The organism is Legionella pneumophila subsp. pneumophila str. Philadelphia 1 (genome assembly GCF_000008485.1).
Classification (GTDB): domain Bacteria; phylum Pseudomonadota; class Gammaproteobacteria; order Legionellales; family Legionellaceae; genus Legionella; species Legionella pneumophila.
Map to the genome: position 1 here is coordinate 1,202,088 of NC_002942.5, position 23,677 is coordinate 1,225,764.

The following is a 23,677-nucleotide window of genomic DNA, read 5'->3' on the forward strand; positions in this document are numbered from 1 at the left end:
CCACATGTATTACGAGATATTTTTTTGAAGAAAACTACAAATGGCACAAAGCATTACAAAGACTATACTTAATGTTATTAGATAAATAATAACCCCCAAATTCCGATGATAATAAGAGCAATATTTTTTTATAAAACACTTATCAATTTTAATCAAAAGGTAACAGGAGTTTTACGATGCTTGGTCATGGAGGATTGAAGAAAGTTATTGCTTTAATGTTATCCGTAGGCTCAATATTTATTTTGGCTGCTTGTACTATATCATCAAACGCGGATAATGTTTTACAGGCTGATGGACAATCAGCTTCACACGAACATCAAAAACATAAAGGGCATGGGGGATATGGGGGTGGTGTTGGAGGACGTTAGAAGCAACTGGGAATCAGTTTATTTTTCTTTAAGCTAATTTTCAAAAATTTGCTTAAAATATATCCAGTTATATTATGGATGCTGATATTTTAAAATTTAAAAAAGAATAATTTTAGTTAACTGGGCATTTGATGGAAGGAACCTATGGAGCATAGTGGGTATGATAACAATGGCAAATTATCTATAATGGGAATAATTTGTTTGATTATTTTTTTAGTTCTCTTTTTCTTTAGTGTCTTTATCATGCCTTTTTTAATCTGGGAATTACATTATAATGTTCCTGACTTTGTTAGCAATATGATAGCATACCTTGAAGATACCTATTATTATTCTTCGTCTGTAAGTAAGACTCTTGTCTGGTTGACTTTTTTTATACCTTGCTTGATTACCGGGTATTTTTCTTATTACATTTCTCGCTCTATTGATAAGAAAAATTTGCTGAAAGACGCAAACATTGATGAAGAACAATCAAAAGAAATTTCTTCGGTAACTAATGAACATATTAAGGAGTCAGCAAGTTTAGGATTTAAAATTCTTATTCTAATGGCGGCTATTATTTTAATCATTTTCTTATTACAAGAATTCGTTAAATTCACATCATAACTTGAAGTACCTCTGTGTTTTCTGCAGAGTTAGAGAAAGTGTGAGCTTTAAAAATTCTTAAGGTAAAAATTTTCCTCAAACAGTTGGTAAATTGATGCTATATATTTTGACTTGGATTTTTTATGAAAAAAAGCATAGAACGCTCTTCTGATACCCTTTTAGAGATCGCAAGTCATCAGGAGTTAAAGGGGGAAGTTACTTATCAACGTATTTTGCAAGTGCTTGGAGAGCGTGCCTTTGGAATTGTGCTTTTATTTTTTGCGTTGCCTAGTGCGCTGCCTTTTTCATTTATTCCTGGTATCTCCCTGATTTTTAGTGTTCCAATATTATTATTTGCATTTCAAATGGTTTTTGCCAGAAAAACAATGTGGCTACCAAAAATTATTGCGGAACGAACCATTCACCAGGAAACAATGGCCAAGTTTATACATAATACCGTTCCTTACTTAATTAAAATTGAATATTTTTTAAAACCCAGATGGTTGTTTATGACTTCCCGCTTTATGGAAATAATCCATGGGATTGTTATTTTCTTCCTTGCCCTATTATTGATGTTACCAATTCCATTTAGTAATTTTATTTTTGCTACGTTGTTAATTATTTTTAGCTTGGGATTAATAGAAAAAGATGGATTATTTCTCATTATTGGGTATCTAGGGGTTGTGATTTATGCAAACTTTGTCTATCTGTTTGTCTTGACGGCGGTGAAGCATTTGTTTGGTTGATTGAAAGCTTGTGTTACTAACCATTAGAGTTCACTTTTTTCATTATAGTTGAATTAACCATATGTAAATAAATAAAAAATTCCACTTTAATCACTCGGAATAACTTTGATGCAGTAATTTTTCAGGTTCTCACATAACCGAATTAAGATGCCTTGCTATCCTGGAGTCTCAGCATATAATGGAATGCCTGGCTAACATCAAGTATTAACGGAATAAGATGATATGGGTAGATGGTCTTTGTTTTTTGCAGCAAATCGAAATAGTAAACCCCATAAAATAGTTGAGGAAGCTTATGTTTTCGCTGGTAGTTCTTTTTTCTTTCAATGCAACCCATATTTAGCTGAGCGCAAGCGCACAAATAATCATTAAACTATTGAAAAACAATGGATATTATTAAAAATAATATGACTTATGAAAACAATTAATTGTACATAAACAAATCATAATGATTAAATATATGCATTGGGTGGTTTTGCGAGGAAATAATCATGACTACGTCGGTGTCTTTTGATGAAACTTCAAAAAGAAATGAAGGTAGGGTAAAGAACATCGTTTATCTGGATTTCGATGGAACAATAACTGGTGCACATGGCAAAGAAGTGATTAGTTCCCCCCTGTGTGAAGCTTTGAGTACTAAAGCGACTTTTGATGAAAGGATGCGCTATAAAAATGAGTATGATGCATCTGACAATAAGATTAAAATAACAGAAAATGCCAAGAATTTTCTACAAGATGTCAATAAATTACATCCACAGGTAAAAATTGTAATAATCAGCCGTAATCATGAAAATTATATTAAAGCTCTTTTAGAATTCGAAAATATTGATCATCGAAATATTATTATTTATCCTCGCGGCGTAGGAAATACAATAGGGCCAGGGGAAGACAAGTACAAAGCAGTGGTATCACACGAAGAAAAACCTGAATGTTTACCAGGATTTCGTTTGATTTGTGATGATGACGAGGTAGATGGGGAGGAGATGTGTAATGGGCTTATACATACTGGACGCTCCCAACTTGTAAAATTCCATAACGAAAAGCCAGGCCAATTTAAATGGGGTGAATATTTTAAGGAAATATTAACTAATTGCGATATTGCTGTAAAAGAATACCTGAACGGAAAAATAGGTTCACGCTTCCATCTTTTTACAGCAAAGGTAGATGAAAAAACAGGTGACCAATCTTTTAAAGATAGATACAGTCAAGTAAAAGGAGATATATTAAAACGCGCAATAATTAATAATTTAAAAAATGATATAGAAAAAATAGATAATTTAGATGATTTAAAAGACTTTATAAAGAAATTTAAACAAAGCTCCGAATATATGACCCTTAGCAAAGCCCAAGGGTTATTTACTAAAGTTACTGGCATAAAAACTGATTCGCAACGGGCAGTAGAAGAGATTTTTAGCAAGGCACTCAAAGATTTACAATCACCCAAGCTTGCAATGAGGTAGCTCAAATTTGATTGGGCAGTTGCCATTTATCAGCTGACTGCCTCATCAAATTCAATTTAAATTTTTCAATTTGGCGAAGACTGTAGCAGTACAAGTTGTTCTCATAGCCATGTCCCTGTTCTACCAGCATTGTTTAAATAACTGTGTTTTGTTTGTCTTGACAGCGGTGCGGCATTTTATTGGTTGATAGAAAGCTTATGTTACTAACCATTAAGCTTCATCACTTTAGCAAGATTTCCAGTTGTTTGGATCCAAGTGGTTAAGCTCATCAGTACATAGGCTTATATAGGTTCTTTTTTCGGTTTTATTGAAAATGGGTTTGGAGTAGTGTAAGTGTTTTCTTGTGGAGTTATTCCCGCTTCAGTAAAGTCTTTTTCTTTTTTGGGTGATGCTAAATTAGGTTTCATAAAAATTTCATTTTCAATTCTTCTCAAACCAGTTCTCATCTGCTCATTATCCGGATCCTTTTTTAGGTCAAACTCTAATTGCATACGAATCTCTGATAATGAACCTTTATACAAACGCCCATTACCACAAGATAGACAAGCATCCTCTTTTGAGTTGGATGGGATAAAAAAAGGTTTACCACTCTTGGCTATCGTTTCCAAATCTTCATAAGCAATAAAAGTATTATTACCGCTGGTTGCAAGATTTATAAGTCTTTTTCTTTCTTTCTCTTCTTCCTCTTCAGAGCGAGGTGTTTCTTTGTATCTATCTAATATCTGTAGTCGGCGTAAATTTTCTTCAGAAACCTGAGAGTCATGGGTTGGTTTCTCTGTTTTTTCATTCTTCATTTTATGGTTCTGCATGGGATCGATTTGGTACTGTACGCACCTTTGTCGCATTTGATCGATAGCAGCCCATTCGGCCGGGGTTCGTAGTATAGGTAGGTCTCCATGTCCTTCTTGTTGAGCTTTCTGAAGGTCATCGAGGAATTCACGAAGAGTATGTGCGTCTTTTTCGGCTGAGAGTGCTGTCCTGTCGGCAGGTTTTCTTCTTGCTCGTTGTTCGCAAGCATGTAACATACTACTGAATTCCCGGATATAATCAGCCACTGTACTTCTGAGAAATTTGTCTTCCTGTACTTTATCTTCTTCTAATTTTTTCTTAGCTTGCTCTTCTTCTCTGGACATTGTGATTACCATAAATTATTTGAACATCAATTCACTGTGGAATTGAAAATAATCTTATCTTATAAAATTAATGATAGTATATTTTTCTGGAGTTACTTATCTCTCTGAGTTTTCCAATAAAATTCATGCATTTTTTAGCAACAAGAGCATTTGTAGATGATACTTCATTTATTTCATCAGGCGTTTTAATTGAATACTTGTTTGTTAGATGATGAAAGGGACAGATTTTTTCCTTTGCATTAATGCAAGTAACCGCTTCATTTGATTCTCCTTATTAAACATGTAATTATCCACATTTTTATAGATGGTTATGAAAACGATGCGTTTATTCAAAGGGATTCTTTTTACATTTTGCGGGATTATTTTTTGCTTTAATTCCCATGCTGCTCTGGAGCATGAGAAGCTGGTTAATTATATTGCTTTGGGTGAATTTTCCAGGGAAACAGCAGAAATCGCTTTAAAAAAAATGCCGCCATTAGACACCCTTACAGTACATTATGATCTGCAATTATATAAAATTAATTATAAAACCCAGTCACCAGATGGAAATCTGACTATTGCCTCAGGATTAGTTGCAATGCCAATTCATCCTGTGGGGCAAGTGGGAATTATTAGCTATCAGCATGGCACCCGATTTGAACGCAATGATGTACCTTCCAGAAATAATGAAAAAAACTATATATACCTTGCTGCCTATGGTAATAGTGCAGGTTATATGACGGTGATGCCAGATTATCTTGGTCTGGGAGATAATGAATTAACACTCCACCCTTATGTTCAGGCAGAAACTCTTGCCAGCAGTAGCATTGATATGTTGTTTGCTGCTAAGGAGTTAGCCAACAGGCTTCATTACCCAATAAGCGATAAATTATATCTGGCAGGTTATTCAGAAGGCGGATTCTCAACTATTGTAATGTTTGAAATGCTGGCAAAAGAGTATCCTGATTTACCTGTCTCTGCGGTTGCCCCAGGTTCAGCTCCTTATGGCTGGGAAGAAACCATGCATTTTGTGATGTTGGAACCAGGACCTCGTGCTACAGCCTATTTGGCCTATTTCTTTTATTCTCTGCAAACTTATAAGAGTTATTGGTCTGGTTTTGACGAAATTTTTGCTCCTCCTTACAATACTCTTATCCCGGAATTGATGGATGGATATCATGCTGTTGACGAAATTCTTCAAGCCTTACCACAAGATCCGCTGCTTATTTTTCAGCCAAAATTCTCTAATGGAATTATTAGTAAGACAGATAGAAATACCGAGATTTTAAAAATTAATTTTAACCACTATGATTTTAAACCTACAGCTCCTTTGTTATTGGTTGGCACTAAAGGTGATCGTGATGTACCTTATGCAGGAGCTGAAATGGCATATCATTCCTTTAGGAAATATAGTGATTTTGTGTGGATAAAATCCGTCAGTGACGCATTGGATCATGTGCAAGCTCATCCCTTTGTACTCAAAGAACAGGTGGATTTTTTTAAACAATTTGAGCGTCAAGAAGCAATGAATAAATAATGTCATTTTATGAAACTCAGCAATCACAGTTTTGATGTAGCGGTCAAGCTAAATGAAAATGGTTTATGAATGATCTTAGGCAGCCGGCTATAGAACCAGGGTGTTCTTGTTGAACTGTTTGAGATTGATCCATAGTTGCGTCATAAATTCGCTTATAACTTAATGCAGCAAAAACCCCATTGAGTTGGTTAGCAATTTTTAGCGCATTTAATAAATCAGTTTCGTCATGCAGGCCCAACCAAGGAGTAATACATTGCCGTTGCAATATTTCATATATTTTGTCGGACTGTTTTATTGGGTAAAAGAAAGTTATGTTCCACAAACAGCCATTCAGAGAAAAAAATGGATGAGTGATAACGGTTTCTCCCCAGTCAATGATGCTTACATTTCCCGTCTTTTGATTGAGAATCATGTTATTTTCATGAAAATCACAATGATTAATTGTTTCTGGAATTTGGTATTTGGAGAGTGATTCACATAAATTAAAGCAAATTTCGTGTGCTTTGTTCAGGAGGGTAATCTCATTTTTTGATAGTCCATCACTTGATAAAAGCTCTTCTTGTTGTATCAGTTGGTCATATAGTGATGAAAATTTTTCAAGCCGCCAATCAGGAAGACCCAATTCCATAAGTTGTGGGAGTTGATTCTCTACTAACCGTTGAATTTTAGTGTAATTAAGAATACCTGCTTTAAGCATTTCCAAATCAATATTTTCTTTAAACAGATTCCGTAAAGTTTCATCGCCACAAGACAGCATCAAAAAGCAATTTAAGTGTTTATTTTCTGCAATGATTTGGGGAATGTTGTGACATCGTTGTTCCTTAATATAGGTTAATGTTTGGGGTTCCAGGTACAACATTTCCGGTGTTTGCTTCAGATAATAAACGTTGCTTTCGGAAGAGGTGATTCTATGCACTGTTGAATAAGCGGTTTCAATAATTTTCTGTTGATCAATGATTTTAAATTCATCGTTTAATGCCAGATGCTCAAGAGCCCATTTTAAGGCGAGTTCATTTTTTATTTGCTTTTGATTCACAGTTTGCTCATGACTAATAATCTTTAATATGAATTTAATGTATAAAATAGTTTAAGTCCAAACATCATGCCTGTCTTTTGCTTTGGGTATGAATATTAATTCCGATGGAAACGTAGATTTCTGATAATAGGGGTACGCTTGCTACACTATAAGTAAGTGTTATCAATGTGGGCATGAACAGTGAATGTGGAGTATGACATGACAAAACTAATCAGCGTTGTATTTTATCTGTTTATAATTCCAAACGTGATGGCCTATACCCCTCAATTTAACAAATCAGAGCAGCTTAAGAAGCTGACTCCATTGCAATATCAGGTAACCCAAAATGGAGCAACGGAAAAATCATTTGATAATGCATACTGGAACAATAAAGAGGAAGGTATTTATGTTGATATAGTATCAGGAGAACCTTTGTTTAGTTCTAATGATAAATACGATTCAGGAACGGGTTGGCCCAGTTTTACAAAGCCAATCGATACATCCTATTTGGTTTTCCATACTGACAGAAGCTATTTTTTTATTGTGCGTACTGAAGTTCGCTCTAAATACGCTAACTCTCATTTAGGCCATGTCTTTAAAGACGGGCCAGAACCAACCGGGTTGCGATATTGCATGAATTCAGCTGCCTTGAAATTTATTCCAAAAAAAGAAATGGAACAAGCTGGGTATGGAGAGTACCTTTATCTGTTCAATAAAAAATAAACTGCCTTTGTTTTTCCAGCAAGTTAGCCTATGGAGTTCATTGAGCTCAAATCAATGTAGGAATAGAAATGAGCTGAACTTGCCTTATGTTCCTAAGATTATAGTTTGGCCGAGGTTATACTTAATGATCCAAGTTCCATGTCAATTAATCCAAGGTCAATTGCATTAATGAGATTTATCAGCAATTGACTGGCTCTTTGATTCTTATTGAGGAAAGCCCATTTATTCTCAGACAAATGTCTGGATTCTGTGCGGTAGTAATCTGAGAAATAACCATTACCTACGTTTTCTTGCTTGATGCGTAAAAGAGCATATTTTTGAATCAGCGGATGATCAATTTTCGCTTCTTTCTGACAAAAATCACGAAATGAAATGAACCTCTTATCCTGATAATTTTCTATGTAGTCTTTCTGTATCATTTCATAGAGAGAAGAATGTCCAGTATCAAGTTTCGAATCCTCCTGCAGGGAACGTAATATTCTTGTCAGCATCTCGTTGTATTGTCCCGGACTTGCTTTTTGCAGGGAATTTTTTCCTTCAACTAAATCCGTTTCACTCAACTCAACAGAATTCATCATGAATTGAATGCATTCCATTGCTTCTTCGTAGTAAATAGTGGTGCCATAACTGGAGCAAGCCAGTCGGAATGCTTGTACAGTCGGTTGAGCTCCCATTCTGTATAAGCGTAAAGCCAAATCTTCATGGCCTAGCCTTAATAAAAATTCAGCCGGCTGCATCGCCTCGAATTCAAAATTATCTTGATTATTGATAATCAATAATTGTTTATCGCGAGGAACTATATTTTCAATATAACTCATGAAGTCATGCAGTAAGTGGATAATTTCAGGATCCCCCAAACTGGCTGCTATCAAGCTTTTGAGAGGGTTGTTGCCAGATTTTGGATGTATTAAATTGAGGTAGGGGGATTGATCCATGGCGGTAAAATCAACTCCCTTTATCATTAACTCTCTAAACAAGGCAACCATTTGAGCAGAAGAAAAATTTAATTCATTGGTAGCAATGATATTTGCCAGTGTTGTTGTCAATTCGTTATTTTGATCCCCATCGGTTGGATAACCGTATTCTCTTTTTGTTGCTAAAGGTGTCCAGTGAGGGGGGGTACGCTCATCACCTTCGATTGTTATATGGCTTTTAACCATAATTCTTTGATTTAAATATTTGGGACTGTGACTGCGAATGCAGGATATTAGGAGGTGATATTTCTCGTCTTTTTCAATTGATGCGTTTAACAGGTCTAACAATTCGCTATCTTTAATGATTAACGGGTCGTCTACCAATATTTGATGTGAGGCGGCCTTATTATCAGGATGAAAAAAACTTGGAATCTTTTCTCCCATTTTATTATTTCGCATAGTTAAGAACCTCTTTCAAAAAATTTAAAAGCGACAGCTAATGTAACAAAAGCTTCGAACCCATGTTTGTTTGTAACAATCAACAACTGTGTTTTTATTCCTATTTTAGGCATGATGCTTTTATCTTGATTAGATTGTTTATATTAGTCAAGAAGATTTTTGCTTGGCCAAAGTTTTTAAGTAAATCTCTTTAATTTTGATAAGTCAAAGAAATGTAGGCTATTTCATCTGATTTGGGTTTTCATTCAGTTGAAAATAAAATTAAGGCAGTCAGTGCGAAAACCATACCTAATCCTTGTTTTAAACTTAATTCTTGTTTGAGAAAAATCATGCAGAATATTAAAGTAATCATGGGATACATAGAGGTGACCAAAACTACCGGCATGGTGGGGCCATTACGTAATGCCAAAATAAAAAAAATACAGGCAATTCCATTAGCCAAACCATTTAGCAAACCGTAAGTACTCCCTTTGACAGAAAGTTCAGGCTTGAAACCCAATAAAATCAAAGCAATAATCCCGGAAATTAAAACTCCTATACTTGAATAAAAAGTAATAGACAGGGGATTAATGAAATCTGAGGCTCTTGTTCCCCAATACCCCCAAGCGCCATACAGAATTAATGCGGCCAAAGATGGAAAGTACCAAGCGCTAAAATTCATAATTTTATCTTATCAAGCAATTTGTTTGAGGTTTGCTCAGGATAACTGTTCATTAGTGAAAATAATACTGTTTGTTACTAAATTTTATTTATTATCATGATGAGCTGTGGTTTATAAAAACGCTCATTACTGATGTAGTTTATTTTTCTGAATAAATAATAACCACAAAACCCATGAATGGACGTTTATGGATTGAAAAGGGAATCTGGTTCAGATTTTACGGGATAATAATCTTCAATTAGAGTGAGTTCTCCTAATTTAGAAATTTTTACTTCTTCTGTATCATTTTGATAATCATCAATATAATCATGGAGTAAACTGGAAATATGTGATACCAAACGATGAGAAGACATGATGGAAAGGTGACCGTGGCGATCTAAAATATGTAGCGACTCTGGGTACTTATCAACGTAGTCTTTTATATACCCTGATTCTCCAGGTACAATCGCATCTTCTTTTGCAATAAAAAAATGGTACGCACTAACGGAGTGTTCTACTATCTCTTGTTTAAGTTGTGCAAGAAATTCACTATTAATCTCCATTTCTCTAATAGAATCAGAAAACCATGACAATGGTTTTACAGCAAGGTAAGAACCATTAAACGGGGTGCCCATTGTAATTACTAACGGTACATCAATGGAGGCTTCTTTTGCTAAAAACTCTGCAAAATAAGAAGCAACTAGCCCTCCTCTGGAGTGCGCCATTAAAATGACTCGCTGATGCTGATTAACTTTTATTTTATTTTTGAGTTGTTCAGCAAAAAATTTGATACTTTTTCCCTGGTAACGCTGATCAAAGGCTAGTAAATTCAGAGAGCAAATTTCATCAGGAAGACCGGTATCGATCAAACGTTCAGCAACACGCTTAAATGCCGCTGGTTGATCAGCTGTACCATGGATAAAATAGATTGCCGTCCCTGTGTTGTTGTCTTCTTCGTTTTTGTAATTAGGATTTTGATAGGATTGATCGCCAGCAGGAGAAGTTAACCAATAATAAGTATGAGCAAATATACCCGTGGTGGAAATGGGTTGTTTGGCTTTTGCAGTATTAAGAACGCGCTTCAACATAGTTAAATTCCTTTTTTATTGTGGAGCGTCGAGTTCCGAAAGTCGGATACTGTCAATAATTTCTCAATAATATAGCTTAATATGAGTCAATTATAAACTGTGCTTTAAAGAGTTATCGGGGGCAGTTATTGTCAATGAATTATGAATGAATTGCGATTTGGTTAACGTCTCTATTGGTTTTTTGTAATTGGTGCCTTACTGGTCAAAAGCAGAGAGCTCTTAAGGTAGTAGAGTATCTTTAAAGACTAAAGGACGCTTTGTAAGAGTTTTCAAGTGGTTCTGTCAGGAGATGAGAAATAGCACGTCGATTTAGATCTCTGTCTCTTCTGTATTTTAAACTAACTTCGGGTCTTTCCAGCGATTTACTGAGGTATTTTTTTAAATCAGTGCTAAATTTCTCGAACAAGGATTTATCACTTGTCAATAAACCTTTTATTTGGCGTTCTAAAGCTAAGGCAAACCATGGAGTAGTGTGGGGAATGATTGCTTCTATAATTTGTTGCAGTCTTTCTTTGTCAGCGCTGCTGTCTTTCTTAATTTGAGTAATGATTACTGCAAAGTCGGCATGTCTTTCGAGAGTGGCATTAGAAATGATTATTTCAAATTGTCTGGGGGATAATACTTTGGCAGCCATTTTACAATAAGGTTCTTGAGTGTTTCTAAAAATATCCCAAAACTTGTTGTCTTTTATGGAACTTTTTAATTGAGATTCCGATAAATTTTCTAAAATAATTTTCAGGCGATTTTTTCTGTTCTCTATGAAAGATCTATGATTTATTGTCTTGGATTCAATCATCCAAAAGTGTTTCAGCATATCCTTATAATCGGGTGAAGAGGCTTTTTCTATAATCATTTTAATTCTGTGATCTGGTAAGCTGTTTAAATCATCAATTATTTTTTTCTCATTGATGAGGTAGGTTGTTGCATTCAGTTCACGCAGGAATGCCTCAAAGGCTTCATCGGTCCAATCTTCTTTTGCTACAGGGATATTGGTATATATTGGTTTGGAGACAGCAGGTACAGAAGCCCATTTTGAAAGGGGTGGTTTGCTGTGGGTTGTATTGGATGGGAGGGCAGGTAGGGACTGGTAACGTTTTATATAGGTTTGAGTATTCATACCAATATGGTGTTCAGCTAATTTCGCAAGTTCAATCTTAAAAGAAGCGGAATGAGGTAAATGGGCAATCTGATCGATCAGGGCTATTTTAATTTTTGTAGTGGCATAAGGCATAACAGAAGCAAGTTTGCCTAACAAATAAGCGCTTGGTTTCAGTTTTTTTATCATTAAATTCAGAATGTCATGTCTTTTGCTATCTGAAGCAAACAATGCCAATTGTTTACGTTTTAATGTGTTAGCTGCAGTCTCAATGTAGTAGTCTTTATTTAAAAGGCTTAAAAAATCAGACGAATCAAAAGAAGCCTTTAACTGTTCTTCTGAAAGGGCTTCAAGCATCACTGCAAACTTATCTTTTCTATTTTCTCTTTTTGAAGGCTCAAATTCAAAACCATTAAAATAACGCCATAAATAATCCAGGTCACTTGAGCCAAATTTCCCTTTTTCTTTAGTTGGACTAAGTTTACTGACAAATAATTGAATGTCTTTATAAGTCATCTGGTCCAGTCTACTCCAAAATTCATGTTTTAATAATTCTGAGTTTTTCATTATCTCAATTAATTTTTCAATATATTCTTCCCCTACCGTAGATGAGCTCTCATTCTCATCTTTTGGGCTAGCCATTGCCTCGTCTTGTGCTATGAGCTCATTGATTTTTGCCATAAAAGCCATAAGTTCTTCAGAATTGTTGAAATCATGGGATTCAACAGCTTTAAATTGTTTTGTTTCTGATTTCTCTTCAGATTTTGTGAAAAATACATTCTGCTTATGAGTAGTATTGGGTTTGATAGTTGGTTTCGTGTTGGTTGAAATAGACGGTTCTTCTGATTCTCTTTCTAATAATGATTTTTGGGGAGTTATTTCTTGTATCTTCTGGGTCGCTTTTGTTAATCTTCTTCTGACTGTAATGATTTCAATTGAACCTGTAAGGCCAGTTTTCGTTCTATTAAATACAAAATCAAAAAGATTTTTTCGAGAAATCGCACCAGTAAGTAAACCAGCAATCGCTCTAAAACAAAATAACGAAAAGGTAAAGATAAACCTTACGCTACCAACCAAGTCAATAGTGATAGGGGCATATTGAGGTTGACGAATTCTTAAATGGTGATCTTCAAATTGAGCAGGCTGGGTTCTTTTTTTTTGATTTGAGGAATGTTGGCGAGACAGTTTTAAAAAATATTTCATTATATTAACTAATATCCGTATGGTTAAATTTAATGTAAAAGTAATGGCTTATTCTATTAACTGAACTATACTGAGAATTCGTTAATAGAATTGACCTCGTACACCACATGTATATTGATAGATTAATACTAAAACATCAAGCAAACTTCTCAATGGCCTATTTTAGAGAGCTATTTTAAAGGTAACATGGTCTTTTTTTTGTATAAAATGCAGCCTCAAACCAATTACTTAATGGTGATTATTTTTTAGGTTTTCTTTGTGATTTTGGCTTGCTATTTTCACCAATGGTTATTCCAGGATGTTTTTTTGCAAACTCTTTGGTGACATATCGGCCGGTTCCTGCATCTCTATATTTTGTCATTTTAAACTCCATTTTTATATGTGCCAATTGAAGTATAGCAAATACAATTAGCAAGAGTGGTTTTGGTGAAAAGAGGCTGTTCTGTTTGCTCATTCCATACTTGTATGTAAACTAAAGCGCTTAATGGATATAAGGGATTAGACATGGTCAGATTTTTCAAAGACAGGGAAATTGAAATCAAAGATTCAGCAGGTGAGTATTACAAAAAACTATGTAATGCTCTGAAAACAACTATGTCAGTGTGCATCGCCAGCACTTCTGCATTAGTTATTAATGAACTAAGCGCAAAAATCAATAAAGATAGAATGACTCAATATGAGGAAAATAGCTCTATCGCTATTCATGGTATCGGTGAGATAAGAGTTTTCCTGCTCAGGATATTTAAACATCTTGAGGACAACAAGATTGATTTTCTGGATGGGAGGGCGGCAATAAAAAATACCATGTCAAAGGGGATGGCAGGAAATTGTGAACACCAGGCTTTTTATCTTGCTGCATTGCTGAGACAACAAAATATACCTGCGCTTATTTATGATATTGAAGACATTAATCATACTGTAGTTATCTCTGAAAATTATCTCCTTGATCCATGGATAGGTGAGATTTATATGCTTGCCCATACGGATCTCAGACCGTTTTACGGGTCGTCACTAAATATGAAAGCTTCATGGCTAAATCGATTATTAAGTAATAAAAAGTTCAGCTACCCTGATGAACTCACTCTCCAAACATTAAAAGAATATTTTGTACAACTAGAAGATCAAAACAAAATCGGACTTAACATTTTAGATAATAAAATAGGTATAGGCCATCAAATACCTTGCGAGCTATCTTATTAAAAAGGGATTGGTGTTGAGCGTTCCAGTCAAACTGGAGATGTCGGGCGAGGCGCCCGACATTTACAACAGTTAGTAATACAGGTTGGGTTTAATGTGAGTGTCCATGAGTATGCTCGCCTGTATTTTCCTGCTCAGGTTCATGGCCTTGATTCTCAGGTACCAGGAGTATGTTAAAAAATAATAATGTCATTTGTTGTTGGTTATTATTATTCATGGGTGGTATCAAGGAAAACATCAGGAGTGGGAGAGGAATTGGTATTGCATTATCCTGTTGTTGAGCAGGGTTATCTCCATGATGCCCATGGATGAATAGGGGTTGATAAAAAAAGAAATGAGGGTTTTGCCCTGCATGAGCAAATTGATCCTGTAGTACCTCTCGTGCCCAGTTTTCAGTTAACTCTCTCTTAACGGAGTCACTAAATTGCTTGGGTTCAGTCTTATCGGGATCAACTGCAAATAGTTCTATTACCTGATCTTTGCTTATGGGTTGATTCGTTAACTTATCCTCTTCAAAAAGGAGCTTGTTACTTGAATGATCAATCAATGATTTGGCAGGAATAGGCCAATATTTCTCCGCGTGAGTAGTTGGATCACTGGGGAGGTGCTCCAATCCTGATGAAATTGCTTTAATACTGAATTTATTATCACCAATCTTAACTAAGTAAACGATCGTGTTTTCATCCAGTACAGTATCTTCTTGCATAATAGGATCAAAATAAGTTGGCATAATAATAGTCCTTTAGCTGTTATTTAAACTCAATAGTAACTTATAGGATCAAATTGGCTTTTGCAATACTTTTGATTCATTATTTGATCATGTGAAAACAATAATTGCTTGAAACCAGGAGAAAAAGTTATGTGCAAAATGAATGTTTTTGAAAGACTATTAATTATTCTTTGAGTATCGAAAATAAGTATTAATCGAGTTTTTTGGAAACCTGTTAACTAAGGCAAGATTTTACAGTTTATCTATGTCAATCGCATTAAACTCATTTGAATAACAGATATTAATCTTTTAGTAACTCTATTGACATCAATTGCCCCTCAGACAAAGGTTTTCCCTGTGTCCCAGCGCAAGAATCTATGGTTAAACTTTTTCCTGCTGTTGCAATACAATAATACATGTATCCTGTTTTATCTACCATCAATATGGGTACTTTTTCTTTAGAATTTTTTTCAGGATTTTTAAATTTTATGCGTATTTGCAAATTTTGTAAGGCGGGTATTTTATCTGCTTCTGTCTCAACACATGGGACATATTTTCTAAGATCAGTGGTTTTATCATAACATTCCTCTAATACCTTAATAGCAGTATTCATAACTTGATTAGCCATTAAAAACTTATAGGGGAAGATAATCAAATAAGAAGTAAGGATTAGTCTTAATATCATTATAATTAACCTCTATGATACTCCATATAGGTTAATTATAATACAACATTTGTAAAATGTTTGTTATTTTACCTTGGTTTGCTAATCATAGGTTTTATAGATGGTTGAAATTGCCATTAACACGTTCATTAATGCCATTACCCCCAAAGTAGAGGATGGATTGTCAACGCATACTAAACTCATGACCTATGAAAGTAACCAATTATCAGCTGAATTTATTTCAGGAAATCATGGCTGGCTTTCTGATAGGTATTCAAAAAATTATCCTGGACAACTACGGCTTTGTTATTGACAGCTTCTATTGTTTCTAGCTTGTTAAGCACACCAGTTTTAAATTTCCAACCTTTAGGAAGTTGAAGTTTATCACCTAGTTGTTTGAGGTTATCCATTATTTGCGGATATTTTTGAACACTATAGGATTGCATGACAAAAACTTGCCCAGTGGGATCAATCAATTCAAAGACAGGTTTTCCTTCTTGATAGATCCATGTTGTTTTACGGTCCACGATATGAGATTGATAAGGTTTATTTTTAAATAAATCTATTAAACTAAGATGTAAAATACCTGCTTCCCGCATTGGAATTCCACTAATTGTTTTGATAGCAGGATTTATCAAAGAAGTGTTTTTGAATCCGTCAATTACCCAATATCGAGGACCATTGAGATGGACAAAAGAAGCCCCTGTTTCCTTTTTTACTGCAGGCATAGAAACTTTACTCCATAATTGTTCTGGGCAATCATTTAGTCCCCAAGTATTATAAACAGCATAACTTGAGATGGTTTTTGATAGGATGATTTCACAATATCTTTTGCCACGCATATTGGATGTCTTGGCGCCATAAGAGAGCAAGGGAACAAAGAACAAAATGAATAAAAATAAAGAAATCCCAATAGAAAAGGGATGAGAAAATTTTAGATTGCGCACGACCATCTCCTTGTCATTAGTGATACCCACCTACATTTTAATTTATAACTCATTGAATAAAAAATATTTTTTATTGAAATTCATTCTACAACACTTTCAAATAGTAATTGAATTAAAAAATTAAATTCATTAACTCTTTCAAGAACTTATCTCTTAAGCCATCAAGCTTTGCCAGTTGTTTGTCCACTTGTTCTTTTTGCCCTGTCCGAATTAGCTGAATTATTGTATTTCCCACCTCATGTTCTTTGTGATGCAAATCACACACTTTTTTAAATCGTTTGCTTTCTTTGATTGTTTGTTGATTTTCAATAAGCCACTGTTCTATTGGACATACTTCAAGTGATAATTCAGGTTTAGGGGATTGATTATTCTCTAAATAAAGTCTGATTGATTGGTAATGTAGATAGTGTTTTATGGAGATTTTTACCAGATTAGATAGTTCTGCTTGTGAAAATCTGGTTTCTCTCCATTCTGGGCCAAGATGCCAGTTTTTTATCCATATAATTAATTTTGCAGGAGGGATAGGTTTGGCAATGGCGTATCCCTGGATTAGATGGCAACCAAGTAATTCTAATAGTTTCCCATGTGCTACTGTTTCAACTCCTTCAGCAATCAGGGTGCGGCCAATCACTTTGCAAGACTCTATAATTATTTTCAAAATAGCGAGATCTTTAGGGTTATCAAAGATGTTAATGATAAAACTTCGATCGATTTTCACTTCCGAGGTACTCAATTCTTTTAGGAAAGTTAAAGAAGCATAACCTGTTCCAAAGTCATCCAAGGAAAAGTTGATTCCTTTAGCCTTGCACTCGGCTATTATCTGGGATACTAGGGTTAAATCTTCAATAGCTTCTGTTTCAAGGATTTCAAGCACAAGCAGGCGATGAGGAACATTAGGGTATCGTGCTAATGTGTCAAACAGTTTTTTGACAAAGTTGGGATGTTGCAGTTGATAAGCACTAACATTAACATTGATGGGGATTTTTATATTGCAAGCGAGCAATTCTTCAACTTGATGTAATACCTGATGAAGCACCCAATCACCAATCTGTAGAGAAAGAGGATGATTATTGAGGTCGGATAAAAATTGTTTGGGAAGCAATAAACCTTTCTCTGGATGCTGCCAACGAAGTAGCGCTTCCAAACCCACCACTTTAGCCGTATTTAATTCTACAATAGGTTGGTAATAAACTTTCAGTTCATTTAGCTGCATTGCTTTAGAGACTGATTCAATGCGTTTATTAAATTCTATAATTCGCTCTTCAACCTGCGGATCAAAAAATTCAAAAATATTAACACCGTTGATTTGAGCTTTATGGCGGGCAATTTCTGATTGTTGTAGCAAGTCCTCGGCACTGAATGCGCTATTTTTGTAATAGGCGGTTAATCCAATGATCGTTTGCAAAATAATAGTTTGGTGATCAATGTAATAAGGACAAGCGAGTTTTTCTATCATTCTTTGCGCAATGGAAGCCATCACTTCAATTCTGCTTTTGATAAAATAAATAACAATAAATTCACCTAAACCAATGCGTGAGTAAAACATTTTTTTAGGTGATGTTCGATCAATACGGTTAACCACTTCCAATATGATTTTATCGCGAATATTGGGAGGAAAATCCAGCAGAGAGTTTTTGCTGTTTGAGTCAAATACTCGAATATTAAAAACGATGAGTTCTTTATTTTCCTCAGACAATCCGCTGATGAGCATCTGAAGTCTTTGGGTGAGTAAAAATTTATTTGGTAAACCGGTTAAATAATCATAATATTTAAAATTCTCAATTTGTTGTTCTTGTTTTTTTATTAGTGTTAGATCATGATAATAACCAATGTAGTTTATTACGTCCCCTTCAGAATTTTTAACGGATGAGATGGCTAAAAAAGCCGGAAATAACTTTTTATTTTTCTTTTTAGCCCAAAGCTCACCACTCCACTGTCCTTTTTCAGCCAATATCTTCCATAGTTCCTTGTAGAATTTCTCATTTTGCTTTCTTGATTGAAAAATGGCGGGTTTTTGGCCTATGACTTCCTGTTCTGTATATCCGGTCATTTTCATAAAAGCTTGATTCGCTTCAAGAATGGTGCCTTCCGAATCGGTGATAATAATGCCTTCAAACGCTGAACTGATACCCTTACTTGAAATTTTTAAAAGTTTTTCCTTTAATTTGAGCTCTGTAATATCAAAGAGAGAAATAATCCATACCTGGCGATTTTCCCAGATACTTTTCCTGACTGTCATATGTGCTGTTAAAATTTCATTACTGGATTTTAAAATTTCAACTTCCTGTGTTTCATCTGCAGCCATAGGATATAAGAAATTAGTACCAATGAGTTCTGTACGGATGGCGCCAAATAATTGAACGGCATAATCATTGGCATAAAGAATTTGCCCTTCATTATTAATCACCAATACCCCAATAGCCATTTTTTCAACGAGTTGGTACCAAAAGTTTTGTGTGTTTATATGCTCGTTTGATATCACGATATCACCTAATCCATTTCCAAAGCAGAAATAACTTTTTGCTTATCAGATAAATCACCGATGATTCGACGTTCAGGCAAGGGTTCTTTTTTAATTAATATCGGAGTTGCCAGAATTTTTTCTTGTTCTGCTATCCCCTTGTTTTTACATAGATCGACTACCTCGATATCGCACAAATCAGCAAGCTTGGGATCTGAGCATATCGATTGCAAATTAATAATGGCACGTTTTGATATAGCACTATTTCCAATCACAAACAGTTTTAGCTTAGTTCGAGTCATTCATTTACTCTCTTAACAATTTGTTGGACTCCATGCGTTTAATAAGCGCTTCTTCTTTAGCAATCAATTCATTTTTTTTAGCAATCAATTCAGTCCTTTTAGCTAAAAAGGTTGCCTCTTGAATCTTGAGTTGAGCACGTTGTGTTTCTGCAAGCTTATCAATTTCAAGCTCAATCCGTTTAATTTCTTCTTTCCTCTGTTGTAATTCTTGTTTTTCTCTCAAGATGTGGGCTGATTTTTGAGAACCAAACATCATCTGGTTATCACCAAGATAAGGGGCTTCTATGTTAATCCCTTTATCAGTGACATAAAATTCTTTGATTTGGTTGGATGTTTTTATGCCACGCGCCTTGGCAATGTGGATTAATCGATTGAATTCTCCATTACTTTCCACATTAGATAAGCGAATCCAGGTTTCTGTTAAGCTGGATAAGCCCAGTATGGTTAGCTCTTTGGAATAATCGGGTATCAGTTCAGTAAATAAAAGGGTTTTATTGAGAGATTTCATATAAGAAATAAAACGTATGAACAGTCTCTTGACTTCCATCGTATTACCTAAATCCAGCAGAGCTGAGATGGGATCCAGTATCAGGACATCAAATTGCTTTTCTTCTGTTAATTCGATGATTGAAATAATATGGTCTTCCAGTCCCATTTCCACAGAGCGTCTTGAATTAATATGTAATTTTTTTTTGGTGATATATTTCATTAAATCAATATTAATGGACTTGACATGACGGATTAAATCATTAGGGGATTCTTCAAATGAGATGAACAGCACTTTCCTGCCTTGTCGAACAGCGGATTGGGCGAAACTTGTTGCAAAAAGCGTTTTTGCTGTTCCTGAACGTCCGCTGATTATTATCTGCGATCCTGTTTGGTATCCTTTACTGCCTAGCATACTATCCAAGGCTTTTATACCAGTGCTGAGATATGCAGCAGAAGTTGTTGTATTCAGTTTTGTGCTAGTGATGGGAAGTAATGAAATGCCATTATGAGTAATAGAAAAGGGATACTCATTAGTGCCATGAGACGAACCACGATTTTTAATGATTCGCAAATAGCGCGTCATCAGGTCGTTCTTGACTTTTTGTTTTAGCTCAATAGCACAATCAACAACATATTCGTCATAGATTTCTGTTTGTAAAATCGTTTGGGTTTCAGCCATCGTTGTGAGAACGGTAAGATTTTTTTGCCGCGCCCACTGAAATAATCTTAACAACTCGTAGTTGGGATCATAATTTTTGATGCCTAAAAGAATGGACTGAAGTGAATCAATAATTAGTGTATCGGCTTTGATTTTCTGTTGAGCCTGTTCTATACGGAGTAAAAGTGCATTGATATTGAATTCCCCGGCCACTTCGTCCGTTAATATAGGTGTGAAGTCAAGAATTAAAAGCTTGCCTTCTTGTAAAAATTTGCTGCTTTCCAGGTTAAAGCCATCCATATGAGCAATAATTTGCTCAGGTGACTCATCGCAGGTGACATAAATGACGCTGTTGTTTGACTTAAGTTGTTCATGCGTAAAAAAAAGGGTAAATATTGTTTTTCCTGTACCAGGGCTGCCTTTGAGAAGGGTTGGTTTATTTTTTAAATAACCACCATTTAAAATATCATCTAACCCCTTAATTCCCGTTTTTGCTTTATTGGTATTCACATTTCGTCCTCTCAACAGATGCATATCTGTAAAATACCACTGTTGAAGCGATAAATAATATTCTGATTGTTTAATTATAGTTCTAATATTTCGTCTTGATAGAGTCGTAACAAATTTTGTCGTAATAAATTTTGCATTTAGTTGTATTTAGAACTAACCGAATCATTCTAGAATAGGTTTGGGGTTGAATCGTTTAAATAAAGAAAACAAGTTTTTGCTTTTAATTCATCGATCTACTATTTTGTGGAATGGAAAGTAAACCAGCGAATCAACCATCCCAATTGGCATGTGGTTTGGTTATTTCATTTAAGCTAAAAGGCTAATTGTAAAAAAACTGACAATTTTCATATAGCTTATTATTAAATAAGAAAAAATGATGATAGATTAGTTTTTTTCCAATCACAAATGAGGAGGGATTGATGCGATATTTATTATTACTGCCAGGTGTTTTAATTGCAATTGTGACAAGTGTCAATGCCAATACCTCTTTAAAACCCTCAATTGCCCAGCCTACAGCCTGTGTAAACTCACTTTTTACAGCAACGGGAAATCAACACTGGAAATCAATCGTATTAAAGTTAACCAATAATTGCAATCAGGCAGTCGATTTTCAAAATTCAACTGTCTCCTTTCAAACAACAGCAGCTTTAAATACCTCTTTTTGGGGGGATTTTTCTCCTTTATCTTACCCGGATAATGCTTTAAATATTTCTTCTCAACCTCAATCTGGCGGAAACTATCTAGCCACTTTAAACCTGCATTTTCCCAGCTATCCGGGTGCTAATAGCAAGTTACCTGTTGGAAGTTCTATTTCAATTAAATATGGGGCAGTCACTGATAGTCATATCGAGGGAACGGCTAATGTTTATTTAAGCACAACGGTTGAAACAGGAAGCATCCAATTAATCAATGCTGCTGCAAAACCAACAAATGTGTCACAAGGATATGCATTAGTTCATGTCACAATGAATGGTCAATCAGTCAGTGATGTGCAATTACCATGGGAAACTTCAAAGACTCTATCTGGGTTTGCTGCAGGTAATTATGCTATTTCTGCTGAAACGGTTACTGACAGTAATGGCAATCTTTATCTGGGACAGGCCAATCCCAGCATGGTGAATGTGATTGCAAACCAAACAACGAGCTCGACTATTAATTATGCTCGGGTACAAGAGACAGGCAAGATCAAGATCCATGTGCAGAACCTCCCTGGCGAATTAAGCAACTACAATGAAAATCCAACTGTTCTAATTACCCAGAGTCAATCAGGAAATTCACGCTCACAGCATGCCGTTTGGGGGAACACAACGACTGTTGCTGAGTTGAAAGAGGGGAGTAGTTACCAATTCTCAACTCCTGCAATTCAATATAACGATTACAATTGCTGGCCCACTTTCACACCATCTTCCTTAGTGGCAAGTGCTGCAAATGTTCCAACTACCAATTTAACCTATCAGTGTGCCCAGATTGTGAAAGATAATGTGACAATTAATGTCAGTGGCGCTCCATCCTCCCTGGCTTCATTGAAAATTATTTTAACTCCCAACGATGGTTCACAAACAGTAGAACAGACAATAGATTTGGCCAATGGTGTTGGTTCATCTGCCATTTCTTTAACTGACGGGGGTATTTATACACTTTCAAGTGAAGGTGTTCCCGGCTATACAGTACAATTTTCGCCCCAACCTTTAACAGCAACAGAAAATGCAACAGTAAACATCACTTTATCTCCGGTAACCGCTGCAAAAGGGCGTATTATTGGTTACGTACCGGGATGGAAAACTCCACCTGCCGCTCAAGAGTTGGCTAGCGCGGGTTATACTCATGTCATGATTGCTTTCGGCGTATTTAGTACCAATACTCCGGGTGTTATTGTTCCTGCTTTTGAAACAATAACCAAAGAATATATTCAGTCTCTTCATCAAGTCGGGATTAAAGTTATTCTTTCTTTAGGTGGTGCGTTAACCAGTATTCCCAATACAACAGTAGATTTTCACCAGGTTTTAGTAGCTTCTTCTTCACCAGAGGCATTTAAACAAACATTTATCAACTCTTTAAAGGAGTTAATTTCTCAATATGATTTTGATGGGTTTGATATAGATATTGAGCATGGTATTAACGCTGGCGGTTCCTTTTCTCAACCACAAGGTGACATTGCTGTCTTAGCAAGCATTATTAATACGATGTACAGTCAAAATCCTTCTTTGCTGATTACTCTGACACCTCAAGTGGCTAATATTGCTGCAACAAGCGGTTTCGACCAAACCTGGGGGAATTATGCCTCTTTAACTATGCAAACTCATCAGTCATTGGCGTGGGTAGGCATCCAACTCTACAATACAGGATGTGCTTTTGGTATTGATCAGGTATGTTATGGCCCTACACCAACTGATACGCCTGATTTTTCGGTAGCCATGGCTACCGATTTATTGGAAAATTGGCCAGCAACCGTCAATGGACGTCCTACAGGATTTCAACCTTATGTTAGCTATTTAAGACCTTCCCAAATTGTAATTGGTTATCCCTCCCCAAATTCTAATGGTGGCAGTGACGGTTCACCAGTCACTCCGACAACGACAATCAAACGGGCTATTCAGTGCCTTAAGACAGCAATTGCCAGTAATACCAGTTGTGGTGCTTACGCTCCACCAAGAGCTTATGGAAATATCGGTGGTGTATTTAACTGGGAAGTGACTTATGATAAAAACAATCAATTCAAATTTGCAAAAGAATTGAAAAATTGTGTTATTAATGGTGTTTGTGAGTAATTCATTTGACCAAGTCAGGCTTTAGAGCCTGA

The 23,677-nt window shown here is 35.5% G+C and carries 21 protein-coding genes; 8 read left to right on the plus strand and 13 right to left on the minus strand.

Annotated elements, in window-relative coordinates; genetic code table 11:
- Positions 1 to 176: 176 nt before the first annotated feature.
- The 4 genes from LPG_RS05450 to lem4 all read left to right on the plus strand — a co-directional run bounded on the left by LPG_RS05450 (position 177) and on the right by lem4 (position 3,153).
- Complete coding sequence (locus LPG_RS05450; RefSeq protein WP_010946832.1) at positions 177 to 368, plus strand: hypothetical protein; 192 nt, start codon at positions 177 to 179, stop codon at positions 366 to 368.
- Positions 369 to 512: 144 nt separating this feature from the next.
- Positions 513 to 971: a hypothetical protein gene (locus LPG_RS05455; RefSeq protein ID WP_010946833.1), complete on the plus strand. Its 459-nt coding sequence runs from the start codon at positions 513 to 515 to the stop codon at positions 969 to 971.
- 122 nt (positions 972 to 1,093) lie between these two features.
- Positions 1,094 to 1,696, plus strand: coding sequence for an exopolysaccharide biosynthesis protein (locus tag LPG_RS05460; protein ID WP_010946834.1), 603 nt, complete (start codon positions 1,094 to 1,096; stop codon positions 1,694 to 1,696).
- Between the two features lie 488 nt (positions 1,697 to 2,184).
- Entirely contained in the window at positions 2,185 to 3,153 is a 969-nt protein-coding gene (gene lem4 / locus LPG_RS05465; protein WP_010946835.1) for a Dot/Icm T4SS effector Lem4/SmdA, read from the plus strand.
- A gap of 281 nt (positions 3,154 to 3,434) precedes the next feature.
- Here lem4 and LPG_RS05470 read toward each other — a convergent pair whose 3' ends face one another.
- Complete coding sequence (locus LPG_RS05470; protein ID WP_015444627.1) at positions 3,435 to 4,286, minus strand: hypothetical protein; 852 nt, start codon at positions 4,284 to 4,286, stop codon at positions 3,435 to 3,437.
- A 304-nt stretch (positions 4,287 to 4,590) separates the two neighbouring features.
- Between LPG_RS05470 and LPG_RS05475 the strand changes: the two genes are divergently transcribed.
- Positions 4,591 to 5,802, plus strand: coding sequence for an alpha/beta hydrolase family protein (locus LPG_RS05475; RefSeq protein WP_010946837.1), 1,212 nt, complete (start codon positions 4,591 to 4,593; stop codon positions 5,800 to 5,802).
- 43 nt (positions 5,803 to 5,845) lie between these two features.
- Here LPG_RS05475 and LPG_RS05480 read toward each other — a convergent pair whose 3' ends face one another.
- Positions 5,846 to 6,838 carry a phosphotransferase gene (locus tag LPG_RS05480; RefSeq protein ID WP_010946838.1) on the minus strand — a complete coding sequence of 331 codons (993 nt, stop codon included), beginning with the start codon at positions 6,836 to 6,838 and terminating at the stop codon, positions 5,846 to 5,848.
- 198 nt (positions 6,839 to 7,036) lie between these two features.
- Here LPG_RS05480 and msrB point away from each other — a divergent pair, with 198 nt between their 5' ends.
- Complete coding sequence (msrB, locus tag LPG_RS05485; RefSeq protein ID WP_010946839.1) at positions 7,037 to 7,540, plus strand: peptide-methionine (R)-S-oxide reductase MsrB; 504 nt, start codon at positions 7,037 to 7,039, stop codon at positions 7,538 to 7,540.
- Positions 7,541 to 7,638: 98 nt separating this feature from the next.
- Here the strand turns inward: msrB and LPG_RS05490 are convergent, their stop codons facing one another.
- From LPG_RS05490 to LPG_RS05510, 5 genes are all read right to left on the minus strand, one after another.
- Entirely contained in the window at positions 7,639 to 8,913 is a 1,275-nt protein-coding gene (locus LPG_RS05490) for a lpg1106 family Dot/Icm T4SS effector (protein WP_010946840.1), read from the minus strand.
- A 241-nt stretch (positions 8,914 to 9,154) separates the two neighbouring features.
- Positions 9,155 to 9,574, minus strand: coding sequence for an EamA family transporter (locus tag LPG_RS05495; RefSeq protein ID WP_010946841.1), 420 nt, complete (start codon positions 9,572 to 9,574; stop codon positions 9,155 to 9,157).
- A 185-nt stretch (positions 9,575 to 9,759) separates the two neighbouring features.
- A complete protein-coding gene (gene ravL, locus LPG_RS05500) occupies positions 9,760 to 10,641 on the minus strand; it encodes a Dot/Icm type IV secretion system effector RavL (protein ID WP_010946842.1) in 882 nt (293 codons plus the stop codon).
- 238 nt (positions 10,642 to 10,879) lie between these two features.
- Positions 10,880 to 12,940, minus strand: coding sequence for a Dot/Icm T4SS effector RavM (gene ravM, locus LPG_RS05505; RefSeq protein WP_010946843.1), 2,061 nt, complete (start codon positions 12,938 to 12,940; stop codon positions 10,880 to 10,882).
- 238 nt (positions 12,941 to 13,178) lie between these two features.
- The gene (locus tag LPG_RS05510; protein ID WP_015444625.1) at positions 13,179 to 13,301 is read right to left on the minus strand and encodes a hypothetical protein; all 123 of its coding nucleotides are present in this window, start codon (positions 13,299 to 13,301) and stop codon (positions 13,179 to 13,181) included.
- A 143-nt stretch (positions 13,302 to 13,444) separates the two neighbouring features.
- On the opposite strand from LPG_RS05510, the gene lem5 reads away from it, so the two are divergent.
- Entirely contained in the window at positions 13,445 to 14,140 is a 696-nt protein-coding gene (gene lem5, locus LPG_RS05515) for a Dot/Icm T4SS effector Lem5 (RefSeq protein WP_010946844.1), read from the plus strand.
- An 88-nt stretch (positions 14,141 to 14,228) separates the two neighbouring features.
- On the opposite strand, the gene ravN is transcribed toward lem5, so the two are convergent.
- The 6 genes from ravN to kaiC all read right to left on the minus strand — a co-directional run bounded on the left by ravN (position 14,229) and on the right by kaiC (position 20,901).
- Complete coding sequence (gene ravN, locus LPG_RS05520; protein ID WP_010946845.1) at positions 14,229 to 14,867, minus strand: Dot/Icm T4SS effector RavN; 639 nt, start codon at positions 14,865 to 14,867, stop codon at positions 14,229 to 14,231.
- Positions 14,868 to 15,147: 280 nt separating this feature from the next.
- Positions 15,148 to 15,531: a hypothetical protein gene (locus LPG_RS05525; RefSeq protein WP_010946846.1), complete on the minus strand. Its 384-nt coding sequence runs from the start codon at positions 15,529 to 15,531 to the stop codon at positions 15,148 to 15,150.
- Between the two features lie 215 nt (positions 15,532 to 15,746).
- The gene (locus tag LPG_RS05530; protein WP_015444623.1) at positions 15,747 to 16,457 is read right to left on the minus strand and encodes a hypothetical protein; all 711 of its coding nucleotides are present in this window, start codon (positions 16,455 to 16,457) and stop codon (positions 15,747 to 15,749) included.
- Positions 16,458 to 16,569: 112 nt separating this feature from the next.
- Entirely contained in the window at positions 16,570 to 18,939 is a 2,370-nt protein-coding gene (locus tag LPG_RS05535) for an EAL domain-containing protein (RefSeq protein ID WP_010946848.1), read from the minus strand.
- An 8-nt stretch (positions 18,940 to 18,947) separates the two neighbouring features.
- Positions 18,948 to 19,220: a circadian clock KaiB family protein gene (locus tag LPG_RS05540; RefSeq protein WP_011213471.1), complete on the minus strand. Its 273-nt coding sequence runs from the start codon at positions 19,218 to 19,220 to the stop codon at positions 18,948 to 18,950.
- A gap of 4 nt (positions 19,221 to 19,224) precedes the next feature.
- Entirely contained in the window at positions 19,225 to 20,901 is a 1,677-nt protein-coding gene (gene kaiC / locus LPG_RS05545; protein WP_010946849.1) for a circadian clock protein KaiC, read from the minus strand.
- A 395-nt stretch (positions 20,902 to 21,296) separates the two neighbouring features.
- On the opposite strand from kaiC, the gene LPG_RS05550 reads away from it, so the two are divergent.
- Positions 21,297 to 23,645, plus strand: a complete 2,349-nt coding sequence (locus LPG_RS05550) for a glycosyl hydrolase family 18 protein (protein ID WP_015444620.1) — start codon at positions 21,297 to 21,299, stop codon at positions 23,643 to 23,645.
- Positions 23,646 to 23,677: the final 32 nt, after the last annotated feature.

Coding starts and splice junctions, on each gene's coding strand:
- msrB (WP_010946839.1), top strand. CDS start 7,037: ATGACAAAACTAATCAGCGTTGTATTTTATCTGTTTATAATTCCAAAC.
- LPG_RS05525 (WP_010946846.1), bottom strand. CDS start 15,531: ATGATATTAAGACTAATCCTTACTTCTTATTTGATTATCTTCCCCTAT.
- LPG_RS05455 (WP_010946833.1), top strand. CDS start 513: ATGGAGCATAGTGGGTATGATAACAATGGCAAATTATCTATAATGGGA.
- LPG_RS05470 (WP_015444627.1), bottom strand. CDS start 4,286: ATGTCCAGAGAAGAAGAGCAAGCTAAGAAAAAATTAGAAGAAGATAAA.
- LPG_RS05490 (WP_010946840.1), bottom strand. CDS start 8,913: ATGCGAAATAATAAAATGGGAGAAAAGATTCCAAGTTTTTTTCATCCT.
- lem5 (WP_010946844.1), top strand. CDS start 13,445: ATGGTCAGATTTTTCAAAGACAGGGAAATTGAAATCAAAGATTCAGCA.
- LPG_RS05550 (WP_015444620.1), top strand. CDS start 21,297: ATGCGATATTTATTATTACTGCCAGGTGTTTTAATTGCAATTGTGACA.
- ravL (WP_010946842.1), bottom strand. CDS start 10,641: ATGTTGAAGCGCGTTCTTAATACTGCAAAAGCCAAACAACCCATTTCC.
- kaiC (WP_010946849.1), bottom strand. CDS start 20,901: ATGCATCTGTTGAGAGGACGAAATGTGAATACCAATAAAGCAAAAACG.
- ravN (WP_010946845.1), bottom strand. CDS start 14,867: ATGCCAACTTATTTTGATCCTATTATGCAAGAAGATACTGTACTGGAT.
- ravM (WP_010946843.1), bottom strand. CDS start 12,940: ATGAAATATTTTTTAAAACTGTCTCGCCAACATTCCTCAAATCAAAAA.
- LPG_RS05540 (WP_011213471.1), bottom strand. CDS start 19,220: ATGACTCGAACTAAGCTAAAACTGTTTGTGATTGGAAATAGTGCTATA.
- LPG_RS05510 (WP_015444625.1), bottom strand. CDS start 13,301: ATGACAAAATATAGAGATGCAGGAACCGGCCGATATGTCACCAAAGAG.
- LPG_RS05460 (WP_010946834.1), top strand. CDS start 1,094: ATGAAAAAAAGCATAGAACGCTCTTCTGATACCCTTTTAGAGATCGCA.
- LPG_RS05495 (WP_010946841.1), bottom strand. CDS start 9,574: ATGAATTTTAGCGCTTGGTACTTTCCATCTTTGGCCGCATTAATTCTG.
- LPG_RS05450 (WP_010946832.1), top strand. CDS start 177: ATGCTTGGTCATGGAGGATTGAAGAAAGTTATTGCTTTAATGTTATCC.
- lem4 (WP_010946835.1), top strand. CDS start 2,185: ATGACTACGTCGGTGTCTTTTGATGAAACTTCAAAAAGAAATGAAGGT.
- LPG_RS05475 (WP_010946837.1), top strand. CDS start 4,591: ATGGTTATGAAAACGATGCGTTTATTCAAAGGGATTCTTTTTACATTT.